The 23,341-nt window shown below is 43.7% G+C and carries 16 protein-coding genes and 1 pseudogene; 8 read left to right on the forward strand and 9 right to left on the reverse strand.

Annotated elements, in window-relative coordinates; all coding sequences use genetic code 11:
* Positions 1–130 precede the first annotated feature (130 nt).
* From glgB to AACU32_RS15375, 5 genes are all read left to right on the forward strand, one after another.
* Positions 131–2,425: a 1,4-alpha-glucan branching enzyme gene (gene glgB, locus AACU32_RS15355; protein ID WP_339377929.1), complete on the forward strand. Its 2,295-nt coding sequence runs from the start codon at positions 131–133 to the stop codon at positions 2,423–2,425.
* Between the two features lie 344 nt (positions 2,426–2,769).
* On the forward strand, positions 2,770–3,219 hold the full coding sequence (locus AACU32_RS15360) for a hypothetical protein (protein WP_096600854.1): 450 nt from the start codon (positions 2,770–2,772) through the stop codon (positions 3,217–3,219).
* 223 nt (positions 3,220–3,442) lie between these two features.
* Positions 3,443–5,602: a glycoside hydrolase family 10 protein gene (locus AACU32_RS15365; protein ID WP_339377930.1), complete on the forward strand. Its 2,160-nt coding sequence runs from the start codon at positions 3,443–3,445 to the stop codon at positions 5,600–5,602.
* 55 nt (positions 5,603–5,657) lie between these two features.
* Entirely contained in the window at positions 5,658–5,930 is a 273-nt protein-coding gene (locus AACU32_RS15370) for a BrnT family toxin (protein WP_096600858.1), read from the forward strand.
* Entirely contained in the window at positions 5,917–6,189 is a 273-nt protein-coding gene (locus tag AACU32_RS15375; RefSeq protein ID WP_096600859.1) for a hypothetical protein, read from the forward strand. Before AACU32_RS15370 ends, AACU32_RS15375 begins: the two co-directional genes overlap by 14 nt.
* Positions 6,190–6,205: 16 nt before the next feature.
* Here the strand turns inward: AACU32_RS15375 and AACU32_RS15380 are convergent, their stop codons facing one another.
* The 4 genes from AACU32_RS15380 to AACU32_RS15395 form a co-directional block, all read right to left on the reverse strand.
* Positions 6,206–6,430 (reverse strand): hypothetical protein, encoded by a 225-nt coding sequence (locus tag AACU32_RS15380; protein WP_339377931.1) that lies wholly within the window; start codon positions 6,428–6,430, stop codon positions 6,206–6,208.
* A 127-nt stretch (positions 6,431–6,557) separates the two neighbouring features.
* Positions 6,558–8,834: an NACHT domain-containing protein gene (locus AACU32_RS15385; protein WP_096600860.1), complete on the reverse strand. Its 2,277-nt coding sequence runs from the start codon at positions 8,832–8,834 to the stop codon at positions 6,558–6,560.
* A gap of 317 nt (positions 8,835–9,151) precedes the next feature.
* Entirely contained in the window at positions 9,152–10,330 is a 1,179-nt protein-coding gene (locus tag AACU32_RS15390) for a PAS domain S-box protein (RefSeq protein ID WP_096600861.1), read from the reverse strand.
* Between the two features lie 389 nt (positions 10,331–10,719).
* Positions 10,720–10,929: a hypothetical protein gene (locus tag AACU32_RS15395; RefSeq protein WP_096600862.1), complete on the reverse strand. Its 210-nt coding sequence runs from the start codon at positions 10,927–10,929 to the stop codon at positions 10,720–10,722.
* Between the two features lie 381 nt (positions 10,930–11,310).
* Here AACU32_RS15395 and AACU32_RS15400 point away from each other — a divergent pair.
* Together AACU32_RS15400 and AACU32_RS15405 are read left to right on the forward strand one after the other, a co-directional pair.
* Positions 11,311–11,448 (forward strand): annotated as a pseudogene (locus tag AACU32_RS15400) (hypothetical protein); the annotation flags it as partial.
* Between the two features lie 38 nt (positions 11,449–11,486).
* Positions 11,487–12,158 carry a LabA-like NYN domain-containing protein gene (locus AACU32_RS15405; RefSeq protein ID WP_339377932.1) on the forward strand — a complete coding sequence of 224 codons (672 nt, stop codon included), beginning with the start codon at positions 11,487–11,489 and terminating at the stop codon, positions 12,156–12,158.
* Positions 12,159–12,341: 183 nt separating this feature from the next.
* Here AACU32_RS15405 and AACU32_RS15410 read toward each other — a convergent pair whose 3' ends face one another.
* Positions 12,342–13,382: a chemotaxis protein CheB gene (locus tag AACU32_RS15410; protein WP_096608029.1), complete on the reverse strand. Its 1,041-nt coding sequence runs from the start codon at positions 13,380–13,382 to the stop codon at positions 12,342–12,344.
* A 98-nt stretch (positions 13,383–13,480) separates the two neighbouring features.
* A complete protein-coding gene (locus AACU32_RS15415) occupies positions 13,481–17,665 on the reverse strand; it encodes a chemotaxis protein CheB (protein ID WP_339377933.1) in 4,185 nt (1,394 codons plus the stop codon).
* A 319-nt stretch (positions 17,666–17,984) separates the two neighbouring features.
* Here AACU32_RS15415 and AACU32_RS15420 point away from each other — a divergent pair, with 319 nt between their 5' ends.
* Positions 17,985–19,118 carry an RNA-guided endonuclease InsQ/TnpB family protein gene (locus tag AACU32_RS15420; RefSeq protein WP_339377934.1) on the forward strand — a complete coding sequence of 378 codons (1,134 nt, stop codon included), beginning with the start codon at positions 17,985–17,987 and terminating at the stop codon, positions 19,116–19,118.
* A 373-nt stretch (positions 19,119–19,491) separates the two neighbouring features.
* On the opposite strand, the gene AACU32_RS15425 is transcribed toward AACU32_RS15420, so the two are convergent.
* From AACU32_RS15425 to thrB, 3 genes are all read right to left on the reverse strand, one after another.
* On the reverse strand, positions 19,492–21,105 hold the full coding sequence (locus tag AACU32_RS15425; protein ID WP_096600867.1) for an NAD(P)H-quinone oxidoreductase subunit 4: 1,614 nt from the start codon (positions 21,103–21,105) through the stop codon (positions 19,492–19,494).
* Between the two features lie 648 nt (positions 21,106–21,753).
* Positions 21,754–22,263 (reverse strand): hypothetical protein, encoded by a 510-nt coding sequence (locus AACU32_RS15430; protein ID WP_096600869.1) that lies wholly within the window; start codon positions 22,261–22,263, stop codon positions 21,754–21,756.
* Positions 22,264–22,272: 9 nt separating this feature from the next.
* Entirely contained in the window at positions 22,273–23,196 is a 924-nt protein-coding gene (gene thrB / locus AACU32_RS15435) for a homoserine kinase (RefSeq protein ID WP_096600871.1), read from the reverse strand.
* Positions 23,197–23,341: the final 145 nt, after the last annotated feature.

Below are 23,341 nucleotides of genomic sequence, written 5' to 3' on the forward strand. Positions count from 1 at the left end.
ATCAGGTAATAGTGAACCCTTTCTGATGTACGATAACGGTGGGGACAAAATTGCAAATAAATGTAAAGAATATATATATAAATTACAAAAGTAGTTTAGTCAATCACTTTATTTAACGTAGGTAGCTTTCATGTCCATGACCACGATCGCCCCTGAACAGGTTAACAGCATCGTTTGGAATCAACATCAAGATCCCTTTGAAGTACTGGGTTCGCATCTCATAGAACAAGATGGCAAAAATGTCTGGGCTGTGCGAGCCTACCTACCAAATGCAAGTGCGGCCTGGGTAGTAATTCCTGAAGAACGGAAAGAATATCCGATGCAAGCAGTGCATCATCCCCACTTTTTTGAATGCACGATTGAAACAGCAGAACTGGCAAACTACCAGTTAAAAATTAAAGAAGGGGATCACGAGCGCGTCACCTACGATCCTTACGCTTTCCGTTCTCCCAACCTCACAGACTTTGACTTACATTTGTTTGGTGAGGGTAATCACCACCGAATTTACGAAAAGCTGGGAGCGCACCTCACAGAAGTAGACGGCGTGAAAGGCGTTTACTTTGCTGTTTGGGCACCTAATGCTCGTAACGTTTCTTTGCTGGGAGATTTTAATAACTGGGATGGACGCAAACACCAAATGCGAAAAGGCCCGACTGGCGTTTGGGAATTGTTTATTCCCGAATTAGGAGTGGGTGAGCATTATAAATATGAAATCAAAAATTTTGAAGGTCACATTTACGAAAAATCTGATCCCTACGGTTTCCAACAGGAAGCACGCCCAAAAACTGCATCCATTGTTACCGATTTAAATACTTACAAATGGAGCGATCAAGATTGGTTAGAACAGCGGCGTCACACTGATCCTCTCACCCAGCCTGTATCAGTATACGAAGTCCATATCGGCTCTTGGCTACATGCTTCTAGTGCTGAACCCGCCAAATTACCCAATGGTGAAACTGAACCTGTAGTTATAGTTTCTGAACTGAAACCCGGCGCACGCTTCCTGACTTACCGGGAACTAGCAGATAAACTGATACCCTACGTCAAAGAATTGGGTTACACCCATGTAGAACTGTTACCGATTGCGGAGCATCCCTTTGATGGCTCTTGGGGTTATCAAGTAACCGGATACTATGCTCCTACTTCCCGGTTTGGTAGCCCCGAAGATTTCATGTACTTTGTTGACGAATGTCACAAAAATGGCATCGGTGTGCTAGTTGATTGGGTTCCGGGTCACTTCCCCAAAGATGGGCATGGTTTAGCCTTCTTTGATGGTAGTCACTTGTACGAACACGCTGACCCCCGCAAAGGCGAACACAAAGAATGGGGAACGCTGGTATTTAATTACGCGCGTCACGAAGTCCGTAATTTCCTAGCAGCAAATGCCCTCTTCTGGTTTGACAAGTACCATATTGACGGCATTCGCGTCGATGCTGTGGCTTCGATGCTGTACCTTGATTATTGCCGTAAACCAGGAGAATGGCTACCTAACCAGTACGGTGGTAGAGAAAATCTGGAAGCAGCAGATTTTCTGCGTCAGGTAAATTCTCTGATTTTCAGCTATTTTCCAGGTGCGCTTTCCATTGCTGAGGAATCTACTTCTTGGCCGATGGTATCTTGGCCTACCTACACAGGTGGTCTGGGTTTCAATTTAAAGTGGAATATGGGCTGGATGCACGACATGCTAGACTACTTCAGCATGGACCCTTGGTTCCGTCAGTTCCACCAAAACAACATCACCTTTAGTATGTGGTACAACCACAGCGAAAACTTCATGCTGGCGCTATCCCACGATGAAATCGTGCATGGCAAGAGCAATATGATTGGTAAAATGCCAGGGGATACATGGCAGAAGTTAGCTAATATCCGTTGTTTGTTTAGCTATATGTTTGCTCACCCCGGCAAAAAAACCATGTTTATGAGCATGGAGTTTGGGCAGTGGAGTGAGTGGAATGTCTGGGGTGATTTAGAATGGCACTTACTACAATACGAGCCACACCAACAGTTAAAACAATTTTTCCATGAGCTGAACCATCTTTATCGCAGCGAACCAGCTTTATACACCCAAGATTTTGCTGAACCGGGGTTTGAGTGGATTGACTGTAGCGACAACCGTCATAGTGTGGTTTCCTTCATGCGCCGAGAAAAGGATTCGGAAAATTTTGTGGTTGTGGTTTGCAACTTCACACCCCAGCCTCATTCCCATTACCGCATAGGAGTACCAGAAAAAGGTTTTTATACCGAGTTGTTTAATAGTGATGCGCGTCAGTATGGCGGTAGCAACATGGGTAACTTAGGCGGTAAGTGGACTGATGATTGGTCGTTGCACAATCGTCCTTATTCTTTGGATTTGTGTTTACCACCTTTGGGAGTTTTAATTCTCAAGTTGAATACAGAGAAGACAGCACAAGCACTGGAATCTTAATTTAAAGGGTGGGCATAGTCCATTGGTAACGTGAAACCCTTATCAAGACGTGATAAGCGAATTCTCTCACTTAACATCAAGATCCGCGTTACCCCACCCCAGTTTTGCTGACGCAAAACTTCCCCTCCCCGCAAGCGGGGAGGAGATTGAGGGGTGGGGTAAAACGTATATCGGGTAAGCGTTCGAGCTTAAATTGACACCAATGGGCATAGTCCCACCCTTTAAATTATGCGATCGCTCTTGTTGTTTGATAGGATTCAAAAAACTGTGAACAAATAGAACCCCGACTTCTTCAAGAAGTCGGGGTTCTGAACCTCTGGATTTTTATAAATTTAATACTATATATGCTAAAAACCCTTTTATTAAGTTCTTTATTACTGATTGCGCAAACCTCGACTACCGAAAAACAATTTAGAGAATTAAAAAATAAATTAGAAAAATCTGGTTTTCAGGTAATCATCGAGCTACCACCAAAGCGCGGAGCTTATGGTTTATTACAAGAGGGTACCAAAAAAATTTGGATTAATCCCGTAGTCTTTGATTTAGGAATCGCTAATCAAACTCTTATCCATGAATCTGTTCATGCTGCACAAGTATGCGCGGGAAACGGTAAAATCAGAACTTTACGGTTAAAGATTGAACCCATCAATTATGCGCGACCCTTGTTTATGCGTTATACCGATGTCCACAGACAAGATTTAGAGAGAGAAGCTTACGCCGTACAAACTCAACCTAACAATTTTGAGTTAGCCGTCAATCTTCTGCAAAAATATTGTCAACAATCAGTGCAGTGAACTAAGCACACTGACGAAATTATCAGATTTTGGCACTAATTACCCCTTAGTTGCGTCAATTAGTTCACTAAGCTAAACCTGCATCAGTTTTACTGGTGCAGTCATTTTATGTTTGTATTGTATGGAATTTTCAGTAAGCCCTATTTAGACAGTAATGGCAAGTCACTTTCAGTTTAAAAGTATAAAAAATATTAGCTTGCTAAGTAACTTAATATCTGTACTTATGCAATTTTCATTTATTGATAAGGGTTTACGGTCAATTAAGCGCCTGCTTCCACTTCTGTTTGCAATATCATTTGCTACAGTCTTACTGCTAGATAACCTCACCCCTGTCACGGCTCAACTATCGCCGTCACCTCTGGGAGAAATTCGCGGAGTTTGGCTAACTAATAATGATTTTGACATTCTGAGCGATCGCACTAAACTCCAAGATACCATTGCTCAACTGCACCGCTTGAACTTTAACACCATTTATCCGGTAGTTTGGAATGATGGTTATACAAAATATCCCAGCGCCGTAGCACAAAAAGCGGGTATCCCTTTTTACTTCAAAGGTAGAGAAGGACAAGACATAATTGCAGACATCGTTACTCAATCCCGCAGCCAAGGTGTACTCGCCATCCCTTGGTTTGAGTTTGGTTTCATGGCTCCCCTAACTTCCGAACTCGCATCAAATCATCCCGATTGGCTAACGCAAAAGCAGGATGGAACCCAAACTTCCATTAGCGCTGCGGGTGAGGTGGCTTGGTTAAATCCCTTTCATCCAGAAGTGCAAAAGTTTATTACTGACCTTGTATTAGAAATCATCACCCAATATAACGCTGATGGCATTCAATTTGACGATCACATGAGTTTACCGGTTGATTTTGGCTACGACAAGTACACAATTAACCTGTACACTCAAGAAACTGGCAGCCCTCCTCCACCAAATCCTCACGCCCAAGCATGGAAGCAATGGCGCATAGATAAAATCACAGCTTTTATGCTTCAGCTAAACCAAGCTGTCAAAGCTAGAAAACCCAACGCGGTTTTCTCTGTATCTCCTAATTATTACGACTTTGCGTATAAATATCAACTGCAAGACTGGCTGAACTGGGTACGGTTGGGTGTTGTAGACGAGCTAATTGTCCAGCTTTACCGTAATGATTTGGAAAGTTTTAACGGTAAACTTACCACCCCAGAACTTATCGAAACCCAACAATTAATACCTACTGGTATCGGTATTATGGCAGGGTTGAGAAATCGCCCAGTTTCCATGCAACAAATACAATCTCAAGTCCGGGCGGCGCAACAACGGGGTTTAGGTGTTACCTTTTTCTATTACGAAAGCCTTTGGGATTATGCACAGGAACCAGTAGCACAGCGCCAAGCAGGATTTCAAGAACTGTTTCCCAATCCGGTGGTGCGCGATACCTCCCAATTTATCGCCCGTAAGCCCAGTTTTAATACCATAACAGTTCCTTTATATACTAAAGGTTCCGTGGGACAACGGGTACGCGGCTATTTTATGGAGGTATCAGTTGCAGGTGGTCAGCCAAAACGTGTTTTATTAGATACAGGATCTGCGGGGCTGAGAGTTCCGCAAGAATTTTTAGGCAATGCTCCCATTAATAGAACAGGTCAAATTATCAAAGAAGTCTTAAATGATGGTACTGTCCTAGAAGGTGAGTTAGTTTACACCACTATGCGGATTGGTTTCATCTCCACAGACGAACCTGTTCCCGTGCAAATCGTTACCAGTCGCCAATGTCTCCCCCAAAAACCTAATTGCTCTGCGAAAAATGGTACACCGTTCTCTGGTATTATCGGTGTCAACTATTCGGAAAAAGCAGTTCCCTATAATCCCTTGCGAAAACTACCGGGAAATCTCAGTAATGGGTTGATTGTGAGTGGTAATGGTGGAAGTAAAAACAACGGTAGTCTAATTATCGGTTTAACAGCCAATAATCGCGAAGGTTTTCAGATGGTTTCCTTAAGTCCCCAACCTGCGATTGATGGTTTACCGGGTAATCGGTGGGACTCTCAACTCAACGGAGTTTGTGTAACTATTTCTGGGAGTTCGATGAAAAATACCTGTAACAGCAAAATGGTTGCTGATACTGGAACAAGTAGTGGCTTTACAGAGATTAAATCAGCTTCACTCATGGGTAAGCTCAAACCAGGAAAATTACGCCCAGAAAATGCGGTGAAGGTGACAATTCCTGGGGTTTTTGATTACAGCTTGACACCAGGAAACCGTGACGGGTTTAATTTGTGGAATATAAGTATCTCTGCAAAGGCTGAAAATCCTGTGGTTGTGAATAGTGGAATTGCATTTTTTGATAAATATGATGTACTGTTTGACCCAGTGAATGGGCAACAGGGTTTTAAGAGTCGTAGTTAAGATGTAGTATGCCTGTGCAAAAAAGCTCTCAAATAGGCAGTGATACAATGATCTCATGCAGTTTGAGTGGAACGAGAACAAAGCGGTTAGCAATCTGTCAAAGCATGGAGTCTCATTTGAGGAAGCAAAAACTGTTTTTGATGATCCTTTTTATGTTGATTTCTACGATCCAGACCATTCCGAAGATGAGGAGCGATACCTGATTGTGGGAGAATCAAACCGAGGGCGATTGCTGATTGTGTCGTATACGGAAAGACGAAATTCAATTCGTCTCATTAGTGCTAGAGAAGTAACACGAAGCGAGCGAGAAGCCTATGAAGAAGGATAAATCAGAAATGGAAGATGAGTTACGGGCAGAGTATGACTTAAAAAGCTTACAAGTGAGAAAATTAGGCTCTGGAAGAAAAAGTTTTGGTGGTACTACTGTGCGCTTAGAAGCTGATGTTGCAGAAATATTTCCCAGTGCAGATGCGGTTAATGAAGCTTTACGATTTCTAATTAGAGTGATGCGAGATCATCAAGCTATTGCTCCCATCGCCCAGGTTAATACATCGTTGGAGCCGACTGACGAAAGCCCGCAGAGCTAATTCAGAGCTTGTTTTGTCAGTGCGATCGCTCACAGTATACCTGAAGAAAAGGGAAAGTGCGATCGCAGTGCTTAACGATGGAAAAATTTGTTAATGTATCCACCTGCAATCCTATAACATGGCGATGTTTTAATATAACAAGCCGATGTAATGGCATAACATGGCGATGTAATGGCATTACATGGCGATGTAATGGCATAACAGGGCGATGTTTTAATATAACAAGCCGATGTAATGGCATAACAAGCCGATGTAATGGCATAACAGGGCGATGTTTTAATATAACAAGCCGATGTCATTGCAGAGCGATCGCATCCCCTTCCCTTGTTCCCTAGCAAGACATACGATAATTTATTTTCTGGAAGTCCCTAAGGCAATAACAAAGTGGCTTTAATCTCCTGCCGCACAACAGCCGTCACCTCACAAGTGCTATTGAGGCAATCGAGCAACAATTGATTCGCATCGTAATATCTTTGCAATATCTCCTCCTGCTCTGGACTGAAGTGCCAGTCATGCTGAGTGTTGCGATACTTAAAGATCGCTGCCTTCAACTGCTCTATCCAAGTAAGATAATTCGTTTGCCACCATGCCTGAAGCTTTTCTTTGCTTTGCTTTGGGTTGGGGAGTTGGGTTTGAAGCTGTTGCAGTGCTTGATGTAGCTCAGGATCTAGAATGATTGCTAGCGCAGTACTAAGTGCATCAGCGCAGGTATGGACATGAGGCAAATCATATTTGGCATCAACAGTGCATTCCAGCACTAGAAGATCCAGCACCGTATCTAGAAAAACACTTTGATCAAACGTGCAGGCCAGGACAAAATGCGGAGCAATGTGAGGAGTTCGATTTAAGGCGAGGAAAAAGGCACGGGTTGCAGCAGGTTGGGGAGGAGCAGTCAGAGACTTTTGACTTGCCCAAGTTAAAAAGTTTTGTAGGTGTGGGTCTTGAGCAACGATCGCATCAATTCGTTGTTTCATCAACTGCACTAAAGAGTCTGCACTCCGCAACATCGCAACAGTCAACAAAAAGATTTCTCGCCAACGGGGTTCAGTAATGTGACTTACCAGCCGTTCTAACGATTGATCTGATGCTCGCAAATTGTGACTGGCAACAATCTTTCGAGCCGTGAAATATTCTTGAAATATCAAATAAGAAAAAGAGAAAATCCCCCACACGCGTTCTGCCACTAATCCATGTTGCAACTCGATTGCCTTGAGTATTGCTTGACTCTCTAATTGCAATTCCTCTGGCTCCGTCGAAGCATTCGGTAAATCACGGATATAGTCATTAATATGTTGTTCAACGGCTTGTTGTTCAAAAAAGTAATCCCCTTGCTCAAATGTCGTTGTGGCGATTTGACTCAGCAGCTTAAGTTTTTGTGGCAATGAAAAGTTCTGGTACAATTGGTCACGTTCAACTCCTTTGGTTTCATCCCATTTGCTGAGCAGAAGATCTAAACATTGCTTATAAAATTCTGACGGTTTAGCCGGAAACTTACCCTGATGGTGAAAGACCCAACAGACAAGATGCAGAAACAAAGGCGTAACAGCAAGTGCGCGCAAAGAGATATTTTCCGGCAAATTTAGTTTCTCAATGAACTGAACTGCCTGTTTCTGCCCATCTTGAACAGTAGTTTTTGTGAATGCTGTAAACCACTTCTGTGCAAAAGCAACAATTTGGTCTTGAGCAAATAGAGAAATTTCCACATCGGTGAAGCGTCTGAGGTTAAAAGCTGTTGCCGCTGTGCGGCAGGTCACAACAAACAGATTATTTTGATACTTTTCCGAAACCCTGCGAATTTCCCCAACTACCGCCTTGCACTCTTGATGCAGCACTTCATCTAACCCATCCAGCAACAGCAACACTCTGCCCTCCCGCAGTAAGGTTTCAATGACGGACGAATTTGAAATCCCAGAGGTCAGAAATTCCTGATGAATATAGTTGAGTAAACTGAACTCGCCTGCTGCTTTAGACTCATTGGCAAAATCTCTCAAGGTGACGAAAATGGGAACCCGATTGGCTGCAAAGTTGCCTCGGCTACACTGAATCGCTAGATTTTGCAAAAAAGTAGTTTTACCCGATCCTGGTTTACCCAGTACCCGAAGCTTTGAGTAGGTTTCGACAGCTCTGATCCCCACGATTTGTGTCTGAGATACGTCCCATAAACCAAAGCGATTAAATTCTTTGGAGGTGAGGCGTTGCAGATCAGCTAGCTCTAACCACTGCTGGCTAGGAATCTCCTCCAAAACGTTGACATTAATGTAAATATCATCAATTCTGACAGGGTAGCTAATGTTCAACAACTGCAAGATGCCACACTGGTCTTGGATCTTGTCTTGGCGCTGCGATCGCACTTGTTGCACCAGCGTGTCGATGTCTACAATTGGAGTATTGGTCACCCCCCTAGTTTCCGGAAATTCGGCGGGAGGGTCAACCGCGATTTCTCGCCAATCCAGATCTAATATCGAACAAATTTCTAAAAAAATTTGCCGCTCGATCGGTTGCCCTGAGAAAAACCGCCAGATCGATTGGCGCGTCTTTAAGCCTACTTCCCCTGCTAGGTTTTCTTGAGTCCAGCCCTTGCGAGCAAAGGCGTATTTAGCTTCCTGAATTCCCGAAACTGATGCCCGGAGCGATCGCTTCACCATGAGATAAAACCTTTGGTTTTACTCTCAGAACTTATACATTCACAAACTTAACTAAATATACAGTTTTCTTGTACGTCAATAATCCACCCCTTGACTGAAAACCAGGTCAATCTCAAAGAGCTTCTATAAGTTATGTAACAAACAAGACAAAGAACAAAGTCTCAAATCCAGCTTACTAGGGTAAAAATGGCCAAGCTGTTACCAGCCGACAACTCACAAAAGCACTTCTCTACAAGGCTTTGAGAAAACATAGGATTTGGGAGCAAAACCCGATCGAGAAAAAACTATGGGTTTTAAAGTAGACGCAGTTTATCAGGTTATTTTGAGCAATTAAAATCTTTTAAAATCATATGTCTATGAGAATCAAAACTAATTACACCAAGTTGTTTCAATTTGCTCAAAAATCTTGTAATTGTTACTCTATTAGCACAGCAGGCGCTAGCAATATCTTCATGAGTCAAACGAGCATTTAAGCGTATTCCCTCTGGCAAAGGTTCACCAATTTCTTGTTTGAGAAATTCCAAAAGATAACGCAAGCGCTCTTGTACTTGCCGCTTTCCAGAAATGGCTAACAAAGATTCTGTTTGCTGTAACCGTTGATTAATTTTTGGTAAAAAGTTATGGCTGAGGTGAGGAGAAGCTGTTATCTCTGACACATGAATTGATACTAACTCCACTTCAGATAATGCTTTTGCTTGATAAATCGTCAGAGAAGTCATACTAGAACCAAAGATCATTCCTGCTCCAGCCAAGCCCATCAGTACTTCTTCACCTGTTTCACAAAAAGTACTAAGTTTCACCCAACCCCGACAAACATGTAAAATTTTTAGCGGGTTGAGAGGAATATTGTCTCCTTTAATGTATTTAGATAAGGGGCGCTCTCTAATAATGCTGCTAATACTCTTGATTTCTGATGATTCCCATTTATTGCGTGCAGTAATATTACGTATTAACCATCGCAGAGAGATTACTTCACCCTGTTGATTGCGAACGGCTGCCACTGTTAAAGCAGCATTAAAGATATCGCCATGAAGTTGCTGCAAGCGTACAAACAATTCTGTATTTCTGTCCGATTCAGATAATCGGTTGATTTTGCTACGAACTTGCTCACGTTCTTTGAGGGGGATAAAGTTAGTAATTGGCTTGCCTATTAAAAATTGTTTGTCAACATTGAGTAATTTAGCTGCCATTTGGTTAGCTTCGTGAATCGTACCCAATGCATTAGTCACTAAATAAGCATCTGGTGCATACTCGAATAAATCCTGATAGCGTTGGTGTTCGGTTGCTAAAAAATTTTGTGTTCGTATAAGTTCCTCATTTTGCTGATACAGTTCTTCTACTGCCAACTGTAATGTTTTTGAGGTGTGATGAAGTTCCTCAAAAGCTTGTGGTAGCATTTCTGATGGTACCCAAGGCAAAACAGTAGCAGTTTGATATAAATCTGCTAAACGTTTGTGCAATACTTCTGTGCTTTGGAAAAACGGCTGTTGGTTCATTAGTTGCAGTTGTTAATGATAAAAGTAACTTTCAATCGCTCGATTTTGGGAAGCTCAGCAACTGATGACTATGTGAGATGAGCTAGGAACTAATTTCAATATGGGTGGTTGCCGAGAGGTAGAGTTTAGTGGTTGAACTGTAACAAATATTCTTTGAAAAATGCTTGAGTTATGTGGGTAAAATTTTTTGTTCTACATCTATCAAGGTGCATGAGCAAATTAGCAGGTTGTCAAAAGCATCAAGGTCGAATTTCATCCAATACGGTTCGGTTAAAAAAGAAGGGGGAAAGGGGAAGAAAAAATTTTTAACCTTTACCCTTTAATCTTTTCCCCAAACCTAATTCTTAGTTCAAAATACTTATCCGAACCCTATTGCAATGTTACCCAGATTAAACAGCTCGCAAATCTGCCTCGTTGAGAATGACCATCGTCTCTGCGCCTACTCTGCCAAAATCAGGCTTCTGCCCCAATGCCATTTCGACGAGATAAGTCCAGCTTCCAGATTCAGGTTTGAAGCTTCGCACAATTCCTTCTCCACCAACAAACTTCACTCGCTGAGTATTGCGAAAACTGGGCACTTTAATCAAGGTTGCAGTCATGAGTAAGACTCTTCCAATGCATAGTAGTTGATAACTTCTGTTTTAGTCGAAGAAATCAAATATATTTTGTATCTTTTTATGTAAAGAAGTCAAACATCAGCTACAACTTTTGAATGTTTTATCAGAATTTGTATAAGTTATACATAACTAAAGCCTTTACTCAGACGCGATCTTTAACATCTGTATGTCAAACTAAAATTCATGAACAAAATGCTGGCTACATTGTCATGACTCAAATCTTAAATACTTTACCTACTGGCTGTGCTGAGCGAATTATCTGTTGTTACATTAATAAAAATCATAAGGTTAAGCTCGCTCGGATAATGAATATTTCAAATTAGCGCTTTGAGCGCGTTAGTTTTCTAGGTAGGTGAAAGATTCTTATTTGAAGCACCACCAGAGGCTGAACTAGAAATTTGTATGATGATGCTTTCTACTGTTGTTTTAGTAGAAGCTATTGCTAGCCATCGGTTAGTTGTTAAAAGTTCTCACATTCAACAGGACTATGTTCCTCGATGACAAAATTCTTGTTTTCTGTCTCGGTGAGGGATGAAAAAGTGATAGACACCGTTTTTAAGAAAAAAGTTTTAGGAAAAACAGATAAGAAGGCATCTAATCAAAGCTCAAGCTTTACAGATACCAAGCTTGAAAGTGAAGCTACTGACCTATTTAGTGCTAACGAAAACTCGATTCCCAATCAAGGATATCGAGGTCGAGTTATCATTTTTATTGATGGCTCAAACTTGTTTTATGCGGCTTCATCTCTAAAACTTGAGATTGATTATGTCAAACTGCTGCATTATTTAATAGCTAGAGATTGCCTGGTTCATGTGTTTTTCTACACAGGGTATGACCCTACGAACGAGAAGCAATATAAATTTCTCTATTGTATGCGTCGCATTGGTTTCCGGGTTATTACTAAGGCGGTGACACAAGCTCCAAACAGCGCCAAAAAAGCCAATCTTGATGTAGAAATTGCGGTTGATATGATGACATTAGCTCAACATTGTGATACAGCCGTTCTGGTAAGCGGTGATGGAGATTTTGCCTATGTAGTAAATGCCATTGCTGCTCAAGGTGTTCGGGTTGAAGTTGTTGGGTTACGTTCAATGACCAGTGCCGCTCTGATTGATGCTGCCGACTGTTATATTGACCTCGCTGCCATTCAACAAACCATTAAAAAGATTGACGGCAGTCTTTGTCAGTTGTTGGCTAATACCCGGGAATAAGTAAATGATTCTACAATTATAAGACTTACACAAGTGTCATATTTTTTCAGCCAAAACCGTCCACAGCGGAGCCGGAGACGCTCCGCCTCCGGTCAAGAGTCAAATGTCCAAAAAACCTTGACCATTGACTGTTGACCGTTGACTGTTGACCAGAATATATGTGCCAGTTGCGTAAGTCCTGAATTACTTTGAGTGTTCTTCCTCTGCTTCGGCAATGGTTCGCTTTGTGGCAAAGCCGTTGAGAATAATTCCCCGAATCATTGCCACCTCTGCATCCAAGTTTTTTGCGTGCTCTTCATATTTTGCTGCTGCGCTCTGTAGATTGTAATTTTTCATCTGCTCAGACATTTGACGCGAAAACGTGACCTTTTCCTCCATCGCTCGAACAGCCGACCAAAGCGCGTTTTCCAAATTCTGGGTTTGCTCTGCTAGGAAGACATTCGCTGTAAAGGAATGCCCGATATGACAGCGAAACCGGAGCGGCTCGTCTTTGCCAATTTGCCAGATGCTGCCGTTGCATTCAGGGCAGGTGTAGGTCGTTCGAGTCCCTATTGCTTCTACATTCTGCAAAAATTCTTGGGTGTTCATTCCCTGTTGAGCAATCTTGGATTCAACTTCGATTTCTTTAGTCACTGGGTAGGCTTCCTCCTCAGCGGCGGGTTCCTTCGATAAACGCACTAAAAGGTCTGGAATTTCGGCAAGCGGCAGACAATAATCGACCTTGACAAACCGCAAGGCACTCTTTGCCATGCTAGGGTATTCTGCTTCTTTCGGGTCTTGAACGATCGCAATGCCGCCCCGTTTCTTAACCGCCTGCAATCCCACAGTACCATCATCGAGGTAGCCCGTCAGCACCACTCCCACAACCCTCGGACCATAAGCGCGAGCAGCGGAACGAAATAGTGCATCGATTGCCGGTCTAAATCGGTTTTCTTGCGGTCCACGGACGATCCGTATGTGTCCTTGATCCACCAACAAATGATGATCGGGCGGAGCAATATATATTCGCCCTTTGTCAATCTCTTCTCCATCGACTGGGTGAGAGGCTGGAAGCGAGCCAACGTCCGCAAGAATTTGGGGGAGAATACTGGGCTTATCAGCTGCGAGGTGTTGAACAATCAATAAAACAGCATCGATATCAGATCTTAAAGCACCGACAATTGCGCCTAGTGCTTTGAGTCCACCTGCCGAGGTACCAATGACAATGATGTCGTGTCCAGGCATAAATTCCTTAAGGAGCTGTAAGGGACTTCCAAATAAAAAAATCATCAATCGCTTCGGCTTGGCTCAGCGACCGGAAGCAGAGTTTCGTTGACCATGCGCTACTCATTCCTCACTCGTCCAACTAAGTCCGCAACCATAATTACCAACTGAGTCAGGTCAACTGGCTTCTTCATGTGTATTTGAAATCCGGCATCGATCACTTGTTGCTGTTCTCGTTCGCTGGCATAGGCAGTGATTGCTGCTGCCGGAATTTGTCCACCAGCAAGAGCATCAAGTGCTCTCACCTGACGAATCAGAGAGAACCCATCTTCGTCAGGCATCCCAATATCTGCTAGCAGCACATCATATTTGCCAGGAGATTCAGTCAGCGCCATGATTGCTGACCTAGCCGAGGAAACAGCTACCACTTGTGCGCCCGCGTTTTCTAACATCCACTTCATTAACTCAAGGCTATCTGCTTCATCATCTACAACTAGGATGCATAAGCCTTCCAGGGAAGGAACCTCCTGGCTCAATACATCGAGAGGCTCTTGTGCTGTCAGTTCTAAGTAACTTGGTGGTGTAATCTCTTGCGGTCTCGCGCTCAACGGCAACCTCACGATCATCGTAGTTCCTTGTCCTTCGCCAGGACTCTCTGCTCCCACTGTGCCGCCGTGAAGCTCCACGATATGACGGACAATTGTCAAGCCCAACCCTAAACCTTGACTGCCTTTGCTGGTACTGGAATCTCCCTGGCGAAAGCGCTCAAACACGTAGGGAAGGAAGTCGGCTCGGATACCTTGTCCTGTATCACTGACCCGAATTTCCGCATGAGTCTGCACAGGTGACAACGTAATTTCCACTCGTCCACCGACGGGAGTGAATTTAATCGCGTTGGAGAGTAGATTCCACAGCACTTGCTGTAAGCGATCGCCATCGCCCACAATCGTTGCAGAGTTCAACCGTGAAACTATTTGAATCGATTTTGCTTCGGCGGATAGTTCAATGGACTTGATCGCGTCATCCACAACTGAAACCAGATCAATTAGCCGTGTGTTGAGATGTAGCTTGCCACTTGTAATCCGTGAACTATCCAGCAGATCCTCAATTAATTGAGTTTGTACCCTGGCACTCCGCTCCATCACTTCCAAGCCAAGAGTAACAGTTGCTTCGTCTAGCTGGCGGGTGCGGAGAATTTGCGCCCAGCCCAGCATGGTATTGAGCGGGTTGCGGAGTTCATGGGAGAGATTTGATAGGAACTCGTCTTTGGCTAGATTGGCAGCCTCCGCTTGTTGACGAGCTGACTGTTCCTGGCTGAGGAGTTGCGATCGCTCCGCTTCAAACTCCTTGCGAGGGGTGATGTCTTCAATCGCCAGCAAAATCCTTTGGGCATCCCCTGCTTGAATGATTTTCCAACCATTCAGTAGCATGGTTTTCTGCCCAATGCGCTCAAAGTAATGCTCGACCTCGAAGTTTTGCATCGGGGTATCGTTGGCAAAAACGTCTGACAACAGCGATCGCAGTTCGGGTATGTTCCACTGACCGTTTCCCAATTCAAAGATGAGCGATTGCATCGTTTCTGTTGGCAAAACCTGGAACGTTTCATAAAACGAGCGATTGGCTTTGTTCACCCGGAAGTCAGAGTCCAGCACGATTAGCGGCACTTGCACCGTCTCTACGATCGCTTCCGCGTAATTCCGGGCGGCTTCTAAGGTGGCGGCACTGCGTTTGAGGGCATCAATATCGAGTAATACCAACACTACCCCTTCAATCTGGTTTTCTAAAGTGCGATAAGGACGGATGCGGAGGTTATACCAATGTCCGCCTTGGGTTTGGACTTCTCGCTCTTTGACACCGAGCGTATCCAAAACTTCTAACATCAGCGCTTCTAAGTCTGGGATATTGAGATTGGCGCGGATGTCGCTAAGTGGTCGTCCAGCATCGGTGGGAATAAAGTTGAACAATCGCTGCGCCATTGGCGTAAACCGTCGAATTCGTAAGTCCGAAGTTAACATCAAAATTGGGATATTAATGCAGGCCAGCAAATTGGTTAGATCGTTGTTGACCTGATATAATTCAATATTGCGGCTGCGAAGTTCTTCGTTAGTGGTATTGAGTTCTTCGTTGGTTGCTTGAATTTCTTCTTTGGCGGTTTCTAGCTCTTCATTAGTGCTTTGCAACTCCTCGTTGCTCGACAAAATTTCTTCATTGGCAACTTTGAGGTCTTGATTGGTGTGTTCCTGCTCCTGAATCACCGCTTGGAGATATTCCTGAGTCGCTGCTCGCTCCTGAATTGCGGTGGCAAGTTCCTGCTTCAGCCGAGCATTCTCACGCTCTAAATCTCCTTGGAGGTTTGCAGAATCGATTAGGCTAGGGCTACTCACGCTAGGTGGCACTTCTTCAAACAAAACTAAAAAGTGGAGTTCGTCAGCAGGCGGAACCTTAAAAGGAATCACCTGAAGATTGACCAATTTGACGCGATCGCCTTTTTCAATCCCTAACCCATTCTTCCTAACTGGCAACTCTTGCCGTTGTGCCTGATAAATCGCAGCGCGTAGCTCAATGAGTAAGCCATCTCGTACCAGGTTGAATAAGTTGAAGTTAGCAACTCCAGGGACTAGCTTGAGGTAGCGATCAATTTCTCCCCGCAATTGCAGCACCTCCATCTTGTCGTTGATCGTCACACCCACCGGGGCGTAGTGACTCAAGATCAGCTGATCCATCTTTTTTTGTAAATCAAAACCTTCGGTTGGAGTCTGCTTCATTGGCTGATCCTCGTCCAATTTAGCGATCGAATAATTACTAGTAACAAAAGAAAACGTTGGACGAGTGGCGGTTAATTTCTTGCTATAAATTCTGTACTTTTTCTCGACTAAAGTAAACAAGTCCGAGTATTTACCTGTACTTTCCGAGGTGCCCAGTAGCAGAAAGCCCTCCGGGTTTAGGCTGTAATGGAAGATGGGCATGATGCGTTTTTGCAGCGCCTCTCCCAAATAAATCAACACATTTCGGCAGCTAATCAAATCTAGGTTAGAGAAAGGCGGATCGCTGCCCAAGTTCTGGCGAGCAAAGACACACAGTTCCCGCACCGTCTTATTAATTTGGTATTTACTTCCCTCAAGGACATGGAAGAATCGGCGGCGGCGTTCTGGTGAAACCTGCACCATCTGATTTTCTGAATAGATGCCAGATCTAGCTTTGTTGATCGAGACCTCACTAATGTCTGTAGCAAAAATTTGGATCGGTGGCTGGGTAGCTTTATCCGCCAAAAATTCCAGCAGGCAGATGGCGAGCGAATAAACCTCCTCACCCGTCGAACAGCCCGCTACCCAAATCCGAATTGGAAATTCTGCTGACTTGTTTTGCACAATCGTGGGAAAGACTCGCTCTTTCAACAGTTCAAACGCTTCAGCATCGCGGAAAAAATGGGTGACGTGGATCAGAATTTCCTCATAGAGTGCCTTGACTTCAGCTGGATGCGCTTGCAGATACTGGGCGTAATCTGACAAACCTTCTAGCTTGTACAACAGCATTCGGCGCTGGATGCGGCGATTGAGTGTAGTGGGCTTGTAGTGGCTGAAGTCAACGCCAGTGCTTGATCGCAGCAGTGCAAAAATGGTTGTGAGGACATCTTTCGCTTCGGGTAATTCTTCATCCTCTGTGACCGGCACTGAGCAAGCTAGCAGAGGATTGCGACTGAAGTTTACTATTTCTGAGGCAATTTTTTCCGGCGGCAGTACAAAATCGACATTCCCTGTGGCGACTGCGGTATTGGGCATACTGTCGAATTTTGCCGTGTTTTCACACTGAGCAAACGTTACGCCTCCGGCTGTCTTGATTGCCTTTAGCCCCAGCGAACCATCTCCATCTGTTCCCGATAACACCACCGCGATCGCTTTATGCCCGCAATCTGCTGCCAAAGAGGTAAAGAAGGCATCACCTGGCATATATTTTCCCAGAATCTTCTCGCGGGGCGACAGTTGCAGTACGCCTTCAGACAGGATCATCTTCGTGTTAGGCGGAATCACGTAAACTTGGTTTGGCTTTACCCTCATCCCGTCCTGCACTTCCTGCACTGGCAGTTGCGTTGTTCTAGCGAGAATCTCCGATAATAGGCTTTCATGGTTGGGAGACAAATGCTGAATCAGCACATATGCCATCCCGGTATCCGTGGGCAGATGGCGCAGTAACTCTATAAAGGCTTCCAATCCTCCCGCAGAGGCAGCAACACCAACAATGGGAAATGGAGCTTGTGTCATGTTTTGCTGCGCCGCGTCGATTGCATTTCCAGTCGGTTCAGACATCGGTTGCTCTGAGGATTGATCGCAAGTCATAGGATAAAGTCTAGCATCGCAGTGGTTTGGCAGTTTAGGTCTCTACTCTAAGGTAGTTTTTTCAACCAATCTGTATCTATGAAAGTTTAACTCCAACCACGAAACAAGGCTCTTAAGGAGTAATCTCCTAGTCTACTATTTACCCGACAAAACCTGACATTTGCTGACAAACCCTACCAAAAAACCATCCAGACTTGCGGAGCGTCTCGAGGCAGTCACCACCTAGGTTTAATAAAATTTACATCAACTGATTAGACTGAAGAAGACAAGTTATATAATGATTTGAAACATGGCTTGCCATTCATCGCTTAAATTTGTGTTGTTAACTGCTATCAAAACCAAGCTAAAATTGACATCATCACAAAAAATGTTGATGTCAAAACATGCTGGAATATCCCGATTTACATACAACTGGGGACTGGCAACATGGAAAGCTTTGTATCAGTCAGGATATCAACCAAATCATTTGATGTTGAAGAAGTTCTTTAATAATGAAGTTAAACCAGTTCTCACCTGGATTAAAGAACAAGGGATTTGTCAAAAAATCACAGAATTTGCTTTTGAAAACTTAGGTAAAGCCTTTAAAAACTTCTTTGAAAATCGTGCAGACTATCCCAAGTTGAAAATCAAAGGTAGAAATGACAGCTTTACAATTAACGCCAGTGGTAGACCCATAAACTTGGGCGGTAAACGCATAAAATTACCAACCATTGGCTGGGTGTCAACTTATGAGTCTTTACCACACACAACAACCACAAAGCTGACTATATCTAGAACAGCAGGAGATTGGTACATTTCAATAGCTTATGAAATAGAACCAGAAATCACCAAAAAAGAACATGATTATGTAGGGGTAGATTTAGGAATAAAAACTTTAGCCACCTTATCAACAGGAGTGATTTTTGTTAATCCAAAAGCTTTAAAAAAAGCGACAAAAAAGTTAACTAGATTACAGCGTCAATTAGCAAGGAAGGTAAGAGGTAGTAATCGTTATAAAAAACAAAAACTGAGAATATCTAAACTGCATCGACGGATTACGAATATACGTAAAGATGCCACTCATAAGGCAACTACATTTATCTGCAAAAACCACGCAGTAGTTGCTTTAGAAGATTTGAATACTTCGGGAATGTTGAAAAATCATAAGTTAGCTCTTTCCCTGAGCGATGCTAATTTCTATGAATTTCGGAGACAAGTAGAATATAAAGTAGTTAGATATGGTGGAACTGTCGTATTTGTAGATAGATTTTACCCATCTAGTAAAACTTGTTCCAATTGTGGAGCGATTCAGGAAATTAGTCTATCAGAGCGGGTTTATGTGTGTCAAAAATGTCAGCACACTGCTGACAGAGATTTAAATGCATCCCAAAATCTCGAAAAATATGCGCGGCAGGCTTTACCGTGTCTGGATGTTGAGGGATAACCGCTCCCATGCTCCCCTTGAAACGTCAAGTAATGTCTGGTATTGTCCAGGTTTTATGTAGCAGGAACAAACCGCTGAAAATATCGGCAGTTTTCATCTTTAGGTAATAAATTTTAACTTTGTTTGGAAGTCGGCGGGAAACTCCATCTCAAGAGTGGGTGCGTAGGGTGCGCGCCCCGCCGACTTGGGGCATTGGGCATTGGTCATTGGTATTCTTTGCCATCAGGGCCCAATTCCCCATACCAAAAACTCCATCCCCTTGTGGGTAGAGTTTTTTATTCTATTTCAATAAAAATTATAGGTGGTTTTGCAACCACCTAATATTCCCCTCATATTTAGAATTTACTTGCAGCACCCTTAGTGAAAAATATAATTACTCAGTAATATTAACCAAACTTTCAACTTCAGAAGTAGCCAATGTTGGAGCTTTAAACAAACGAGAGTACAAACTTGATGGTTGCTGGCGCGCCACAACTGGTAGAACTTGGCGAGCGTGAGCAGCTAATTCTACTGTTTTGACATCATAGGTTTGGGTAATTAACTTGGGATAGAAACCAATACCGATGATGGGAACCAAAAGACAAGCGGTAATAAACAGTTCGCGGGGTTTAACATCAGGGATGAATTTATCAAGATGTAACTCTTCGTTTTGCTTACCGTAGAACACTTGACGCAACATCGACAGTAAGTAAATCGGAGTTAAAATTACGCCCACTGCTGAGAGTAGTACAACTACAATCTTGAAGCTAGAACTGTAAACATCACTGGTGGCGATACCCAAGAACACCATCAATTCACCAACAAAGCCACTCATTCCTGGTAAAGCTAGAGAAGCCATTGAACCGGCTGTAAATAAAGCAAATGTGCGGGGCATTACTTTACCCATACCGCCCATTTTATCCATCATCAAGGTGTGGGTACGTTCGTAAGTCACACCAGACAAGAAGAACAAGCTAGCAGCAATTAAACCGTGAGAAACCATCTGGAGAACAGCGCCGCTGATCCCAATTTCTGTATAAGAAGCAATCCCAATCAACACAAACCCCATGTGGGCAATTGAAGAGTAAGCCAACCGACGTTTGAGGTTTGTTTGAGCAAAGGCGCAGCAAGCACCGTAGACAATATTTACAACACCCAAGATTGCCAACACTGGCGCAAAGGTAACATGGGCATTAGGTAACATTTCAATGTTGAAGCGGATTAGTGCATAGCCACCCATCTTCAGCAACACACCAGCCAAAATCATGGAACCAGGTGCAGATGCTTCACCGTGCGCATCAGGTAGCCAAGTATGTAAAGGGAAAATTGGTAGTTTCACGCCGAAGGCAATTAAGAAACCTGCGTAAACTAATAGTTCCAATGCTTGAGGATAATTCTTCATTCCCAGAGTCGCCATATCAAAGCTGACGGTATCTCCAGAGAATGCCATTGCAAAACCAGCTACCAGAATAAATATTGATGCGGCGGCGGTGTAGAGAATAAATTTAGTTGCAGCGTAGCGGCGGTTTTGTCCACCCCAAATTGAAATCAGCAAGTACACAGGTACTAACTCGATTTCCCACATTAAGAAAAACAATAGTAAATCTTGGGCAACAAACACGCCAAGCTGGGCGCTGTACATCACCAGCATTAATGCATAAAATAAACGCGGCTTGTTGGTTACTTTCCAAGCCGCGAATATTGCGAGAGTGTTAATTAAGCCGGTCAGTAACACTAAAGGCATTGACAAACCGTCAACTGCTACAGACCAATTCAAACCTAACTGTGGTACCCAAGAATATTTTTCTACTAGTTGAAAGCTTGAATTGTGGAAGTCGTAGTGATGCCAAAAGGCATAAATCATGAGTGCAAAGTCTGCTAGTGCTACTCCCAAACCATACCAGCGGACGGTTTTACCTTCTTTGTCGGGAATCAACGGGATGGCTAGGGATGCCATCAGGGGTAAGAGAATTATGGCGGTTAGCCAAGGAACTTGAATAAGACTCATCACTTTTGACAATCGATTTACGATTTTTCTTTTAATTACAGTATATGAACGAGTTTGTAGATTTGTAAACGTAATTTATCCCTATGATGGCAAATCTTCAAATTTTAATAGAGATAAATACTCATCCACTTTGCCGTTCACAATTCTAATTGTAAAGTTTTGCAACGTCAATGTGTGGTGAATATTTCTTTTAACCTGAGATAAAAGTCTCGGTTAGGGGCTGGAAGTCAATAAAAAAGCGGCTTATGCCACTTGATAAAAAAGATTGGGCTTGTGGCTAAGGGCATTGGGCATTGGGCATTTGCTGTGGTGAGTGATTACTCGCAGCATTATTAAGGGGAGTCTGGCGAAGTTCCGAGAGTGCGTGGGTACTTCGCTACAAACATATGTCACAAAGCAAAGGGCGGGGAAACCCATACGTGTCAACTTAATGTGAAACCCTTACCTGGATATGATTTGATACAAAATCACGTACCACCAAGATCCGCGCTACCCCACCCCAGTTTTGTCTAAAAGCCAAAACGTCCCCTCCCCGTAAACGGGGAGGGGATTGAGGGGTGGGGTAAAATGCCTGTGGAATAAGCGTTTTGACTTAAGTTGACACCAATGGGGGAGACCCCGCCCCTACGGATGCATGTGTCTAATACTTCAGACTATGCGGTTGACAATTGTCCACACATCCCCATCGGAACGGATATGCGGAACTGAGATTGTTTTGAATCCGGTAATGAATGGTTTGTAATAAACCTGCCAATACAGGGGACTTAGCTCATTGGCGCAAGATTTCAGCAGGCGGATTTCGGTTGCTAGTTCTCCCGCTAGTAGATTAATGCGTTGAGCATGAACCTGCGCTACGCTTCTAACTTCTTCTAGCTGCTGCTGGAGGGTAAGTTGTTTGGAGTTAATTTCCCAATGTGCTAATTGGGCTTGTTTTTGTTCTAGCTGAAGTTCTAAAGCGGCGATCGCATCATCAATTCCTTTGATTTCCACAGCTAAATGGGCATTTTCCCTGGCAAAGCGGCGGTAAGCTTCAGCGATCGCACTGGGTGAATCATTCTCCCTCGACACTATATTATTAATAGATAGAGCAGCACGTTCCTGCTGGAGAGCCTGAATTTCTTGGCGAAGTGCTGCTATTTCTGAGACAATCTGCTGCATAATACCTGTTTATCCTTGTTTGCTGCTGATTGCGCCTTGGTTATCAACAGAAAGCGATCGCACAACAGCTGTAATTCCTTCTGCTTTCCAAGCAGTTCTCATCGCCGCTTCTACAGATTGGGCATGTTCTGCATCAGCTAAAGCCAACAATGTCGGTCCCGCACCACTAATCACCATGCCATAAGCACCAGCAGCCACAGCAGCCATATTTACAGCATCGTAACCAGGAATCAAAGCTTTGCGATAGGGCTGATGTAATTTATCTTGTAAAGCTGTCTTTAACCATTCTCCCTTACCAGTTGCCAAACCGCGCAACAATAAGCCCAAATGAGCCGTATTGAAAATTGCATCAGCACGGCTGACTTGTGTTGGCAAAACTCGCCGTGCTTCCGAAGTTGAAAGTTCAAAATCAGGAATCGCCACGACTGGGACAACATTTTCCAGCCAAGGTACATCACAAATTTCCCAAGCTGCGCCACTACTAGCAGCTAGACGACATCCCCCCAATAAAGCGGGAACCACATTATCAGGATGTCCTTCCATTGCGATCGCTAATTCCATCACTTGCAACTGGGAAAGAGGTTCCCCAGCCAGTTGATTAGCCCCAACCAACCCACCAACTATTGCAGTCGCCGAACTACCCAAACCCCGCGCCAACGGTACACCTAGCTGAATCTCAATTTTCACACTCGGCGGTATCTGCTCTATATATTGATATAACTTCACAAACCCTTGATAAAGAAGATTACTTTCATCAGTTTGTACCCCTTCAGCTTCCTCACCAGTGACATGAATAATTAACCCGCCTTCATCCAGACGAGTGAATTTAAACACGTTGTACAGCGTTAAAGCTGCACCAATGCAGTCAAAACCAGGCCCCAAATTAGCAGTGGTGGCGGGAACAGTAACAGTGACACTAGAAACAACAGACATCTGCAAATTTCACTAATCAATCAACCAGCATCCCATGTTAATGATTGATTTGCGCATTTTTTGTCAATAGTCATTTGTCCCCCTCATCCCCCGGTTGGTGAGCGAAGTCGTACTGCGTTCGCGCAGCGTCTCGTAGAGAAGCAGA

Source organism: Calothrix sp. NIES-2100 (assembly GCF_963875285.1).
Taxonomy (GTDB): domain Bacteria; phylum Cyanobacteriota; class Cyanobacteriia; order Cyanobacteriales; family Nostocaceae; genus Aulosira.

Bases quoted from the DNA above. Each gene is read 5' to 3' on its own strand.
- glgB (WP_339377929.1), top strand. From the start codon at position 131: ATGTCCATGACCACGATCGCCCCTGAACAGGTTAACAGCATCGTTTGG.
- AACU32_RS15360 (WP_096600854.1), top strand. From the start codon at position 2,770: ATGCTAAAAACCCTTTTATTAAGTTCTTTATTACTGATTGCGCAAACC.
- AACU32_RS15365 (WP_339377930.1), top strand. From the start codon at position 3,443: ATGCAATTTTCATTTATTGATAAGGGTTTACGGTCAATTAAGCGCCTG.
- AACU32_RS15370 (WP_096600858.1), top strand. From the start codon at position 5,658: ATGCAGTTTGAGTGGAACGAGAACAAAGCGGTTAGCAATCTGTCAAAG.
- AACU32_RS15375 (WP_096600859.1), top strand. From the start codon at position 5,917: ATGAAGAAGGATAAATCAGAAATGGAAGATGAGTTACGGGCAGAGTAT.
- AACU32_RS15380 (WP_339377931.1), bottom strand. From the start codon at position 6,430: ATGCCATTACATCGGCTTGTTATATTAAAACATCGCCCTGTTATGCCA.
- AACU32_RS15385 (WP_096600860.1), bottom strand. From the start codon at position 8,834: ATGGTGAAGCGATCGCTCCGGGCATCAGTTTCGGGAATTCAGGAAGCT.
- AACU32_RS15390 (WP_096600861.1), bottom strand. From the start codon at position 10,330: ATGAACCAACAGCCGTTTTTCCAAAGCACAGAAGTATTGCACAAACGT.
- AACU32_RS15395 (WP_096600862.1), bottom strand. From the start codon at position 10,929: ATGACTGCAACCTTGATTAAAGTGCCCAGTTTTCGCAATACTCAGCGA.
- AACU32_RS15410 (WP_096608029.1), bottom strand. From the start codon at position 13,382: ATGCCTGGACACGACATCATTGTCATTGGTACCTCGGCAGGTGGACTC.
- AACU32_RS15415 (WP_339377933.1), bottom strand. From the start codon at position 17,665: ATGTCTGAACCGACTGGAAATGCAATCGACGCGGCGCAGCAAAACATG.
- AACU32_RS15420 (WP_339377934.1), top strand. From the start codon at position 17,985: ATGGCTTGCCATTCATCGCTTAAATTTGTGTTGTTAACTGCTATCAAA.
- AACU32_RS15425 (WP_096600867.1), bottom strand. From the start codon at position 21,105: ATGAGTCTTATTCAAGTTCCTTGGCTAACCGCCATAATTCTCTTACCC.
- AACU32_RS15430 (WP_096600869.1), bottom strand. From the start codon at position 22,263: ATGCAGCAGATTGTCTCAGAAATAGCAGCACTTCGCCAAGAAATTCAG.
- thrB (WP_096600871.1), bottom strand. From the start codon at position 23,196: ATGTCTGTTGTTTCTAGTGTCACTGTTACTGTTCCCGCCACCACTGCT.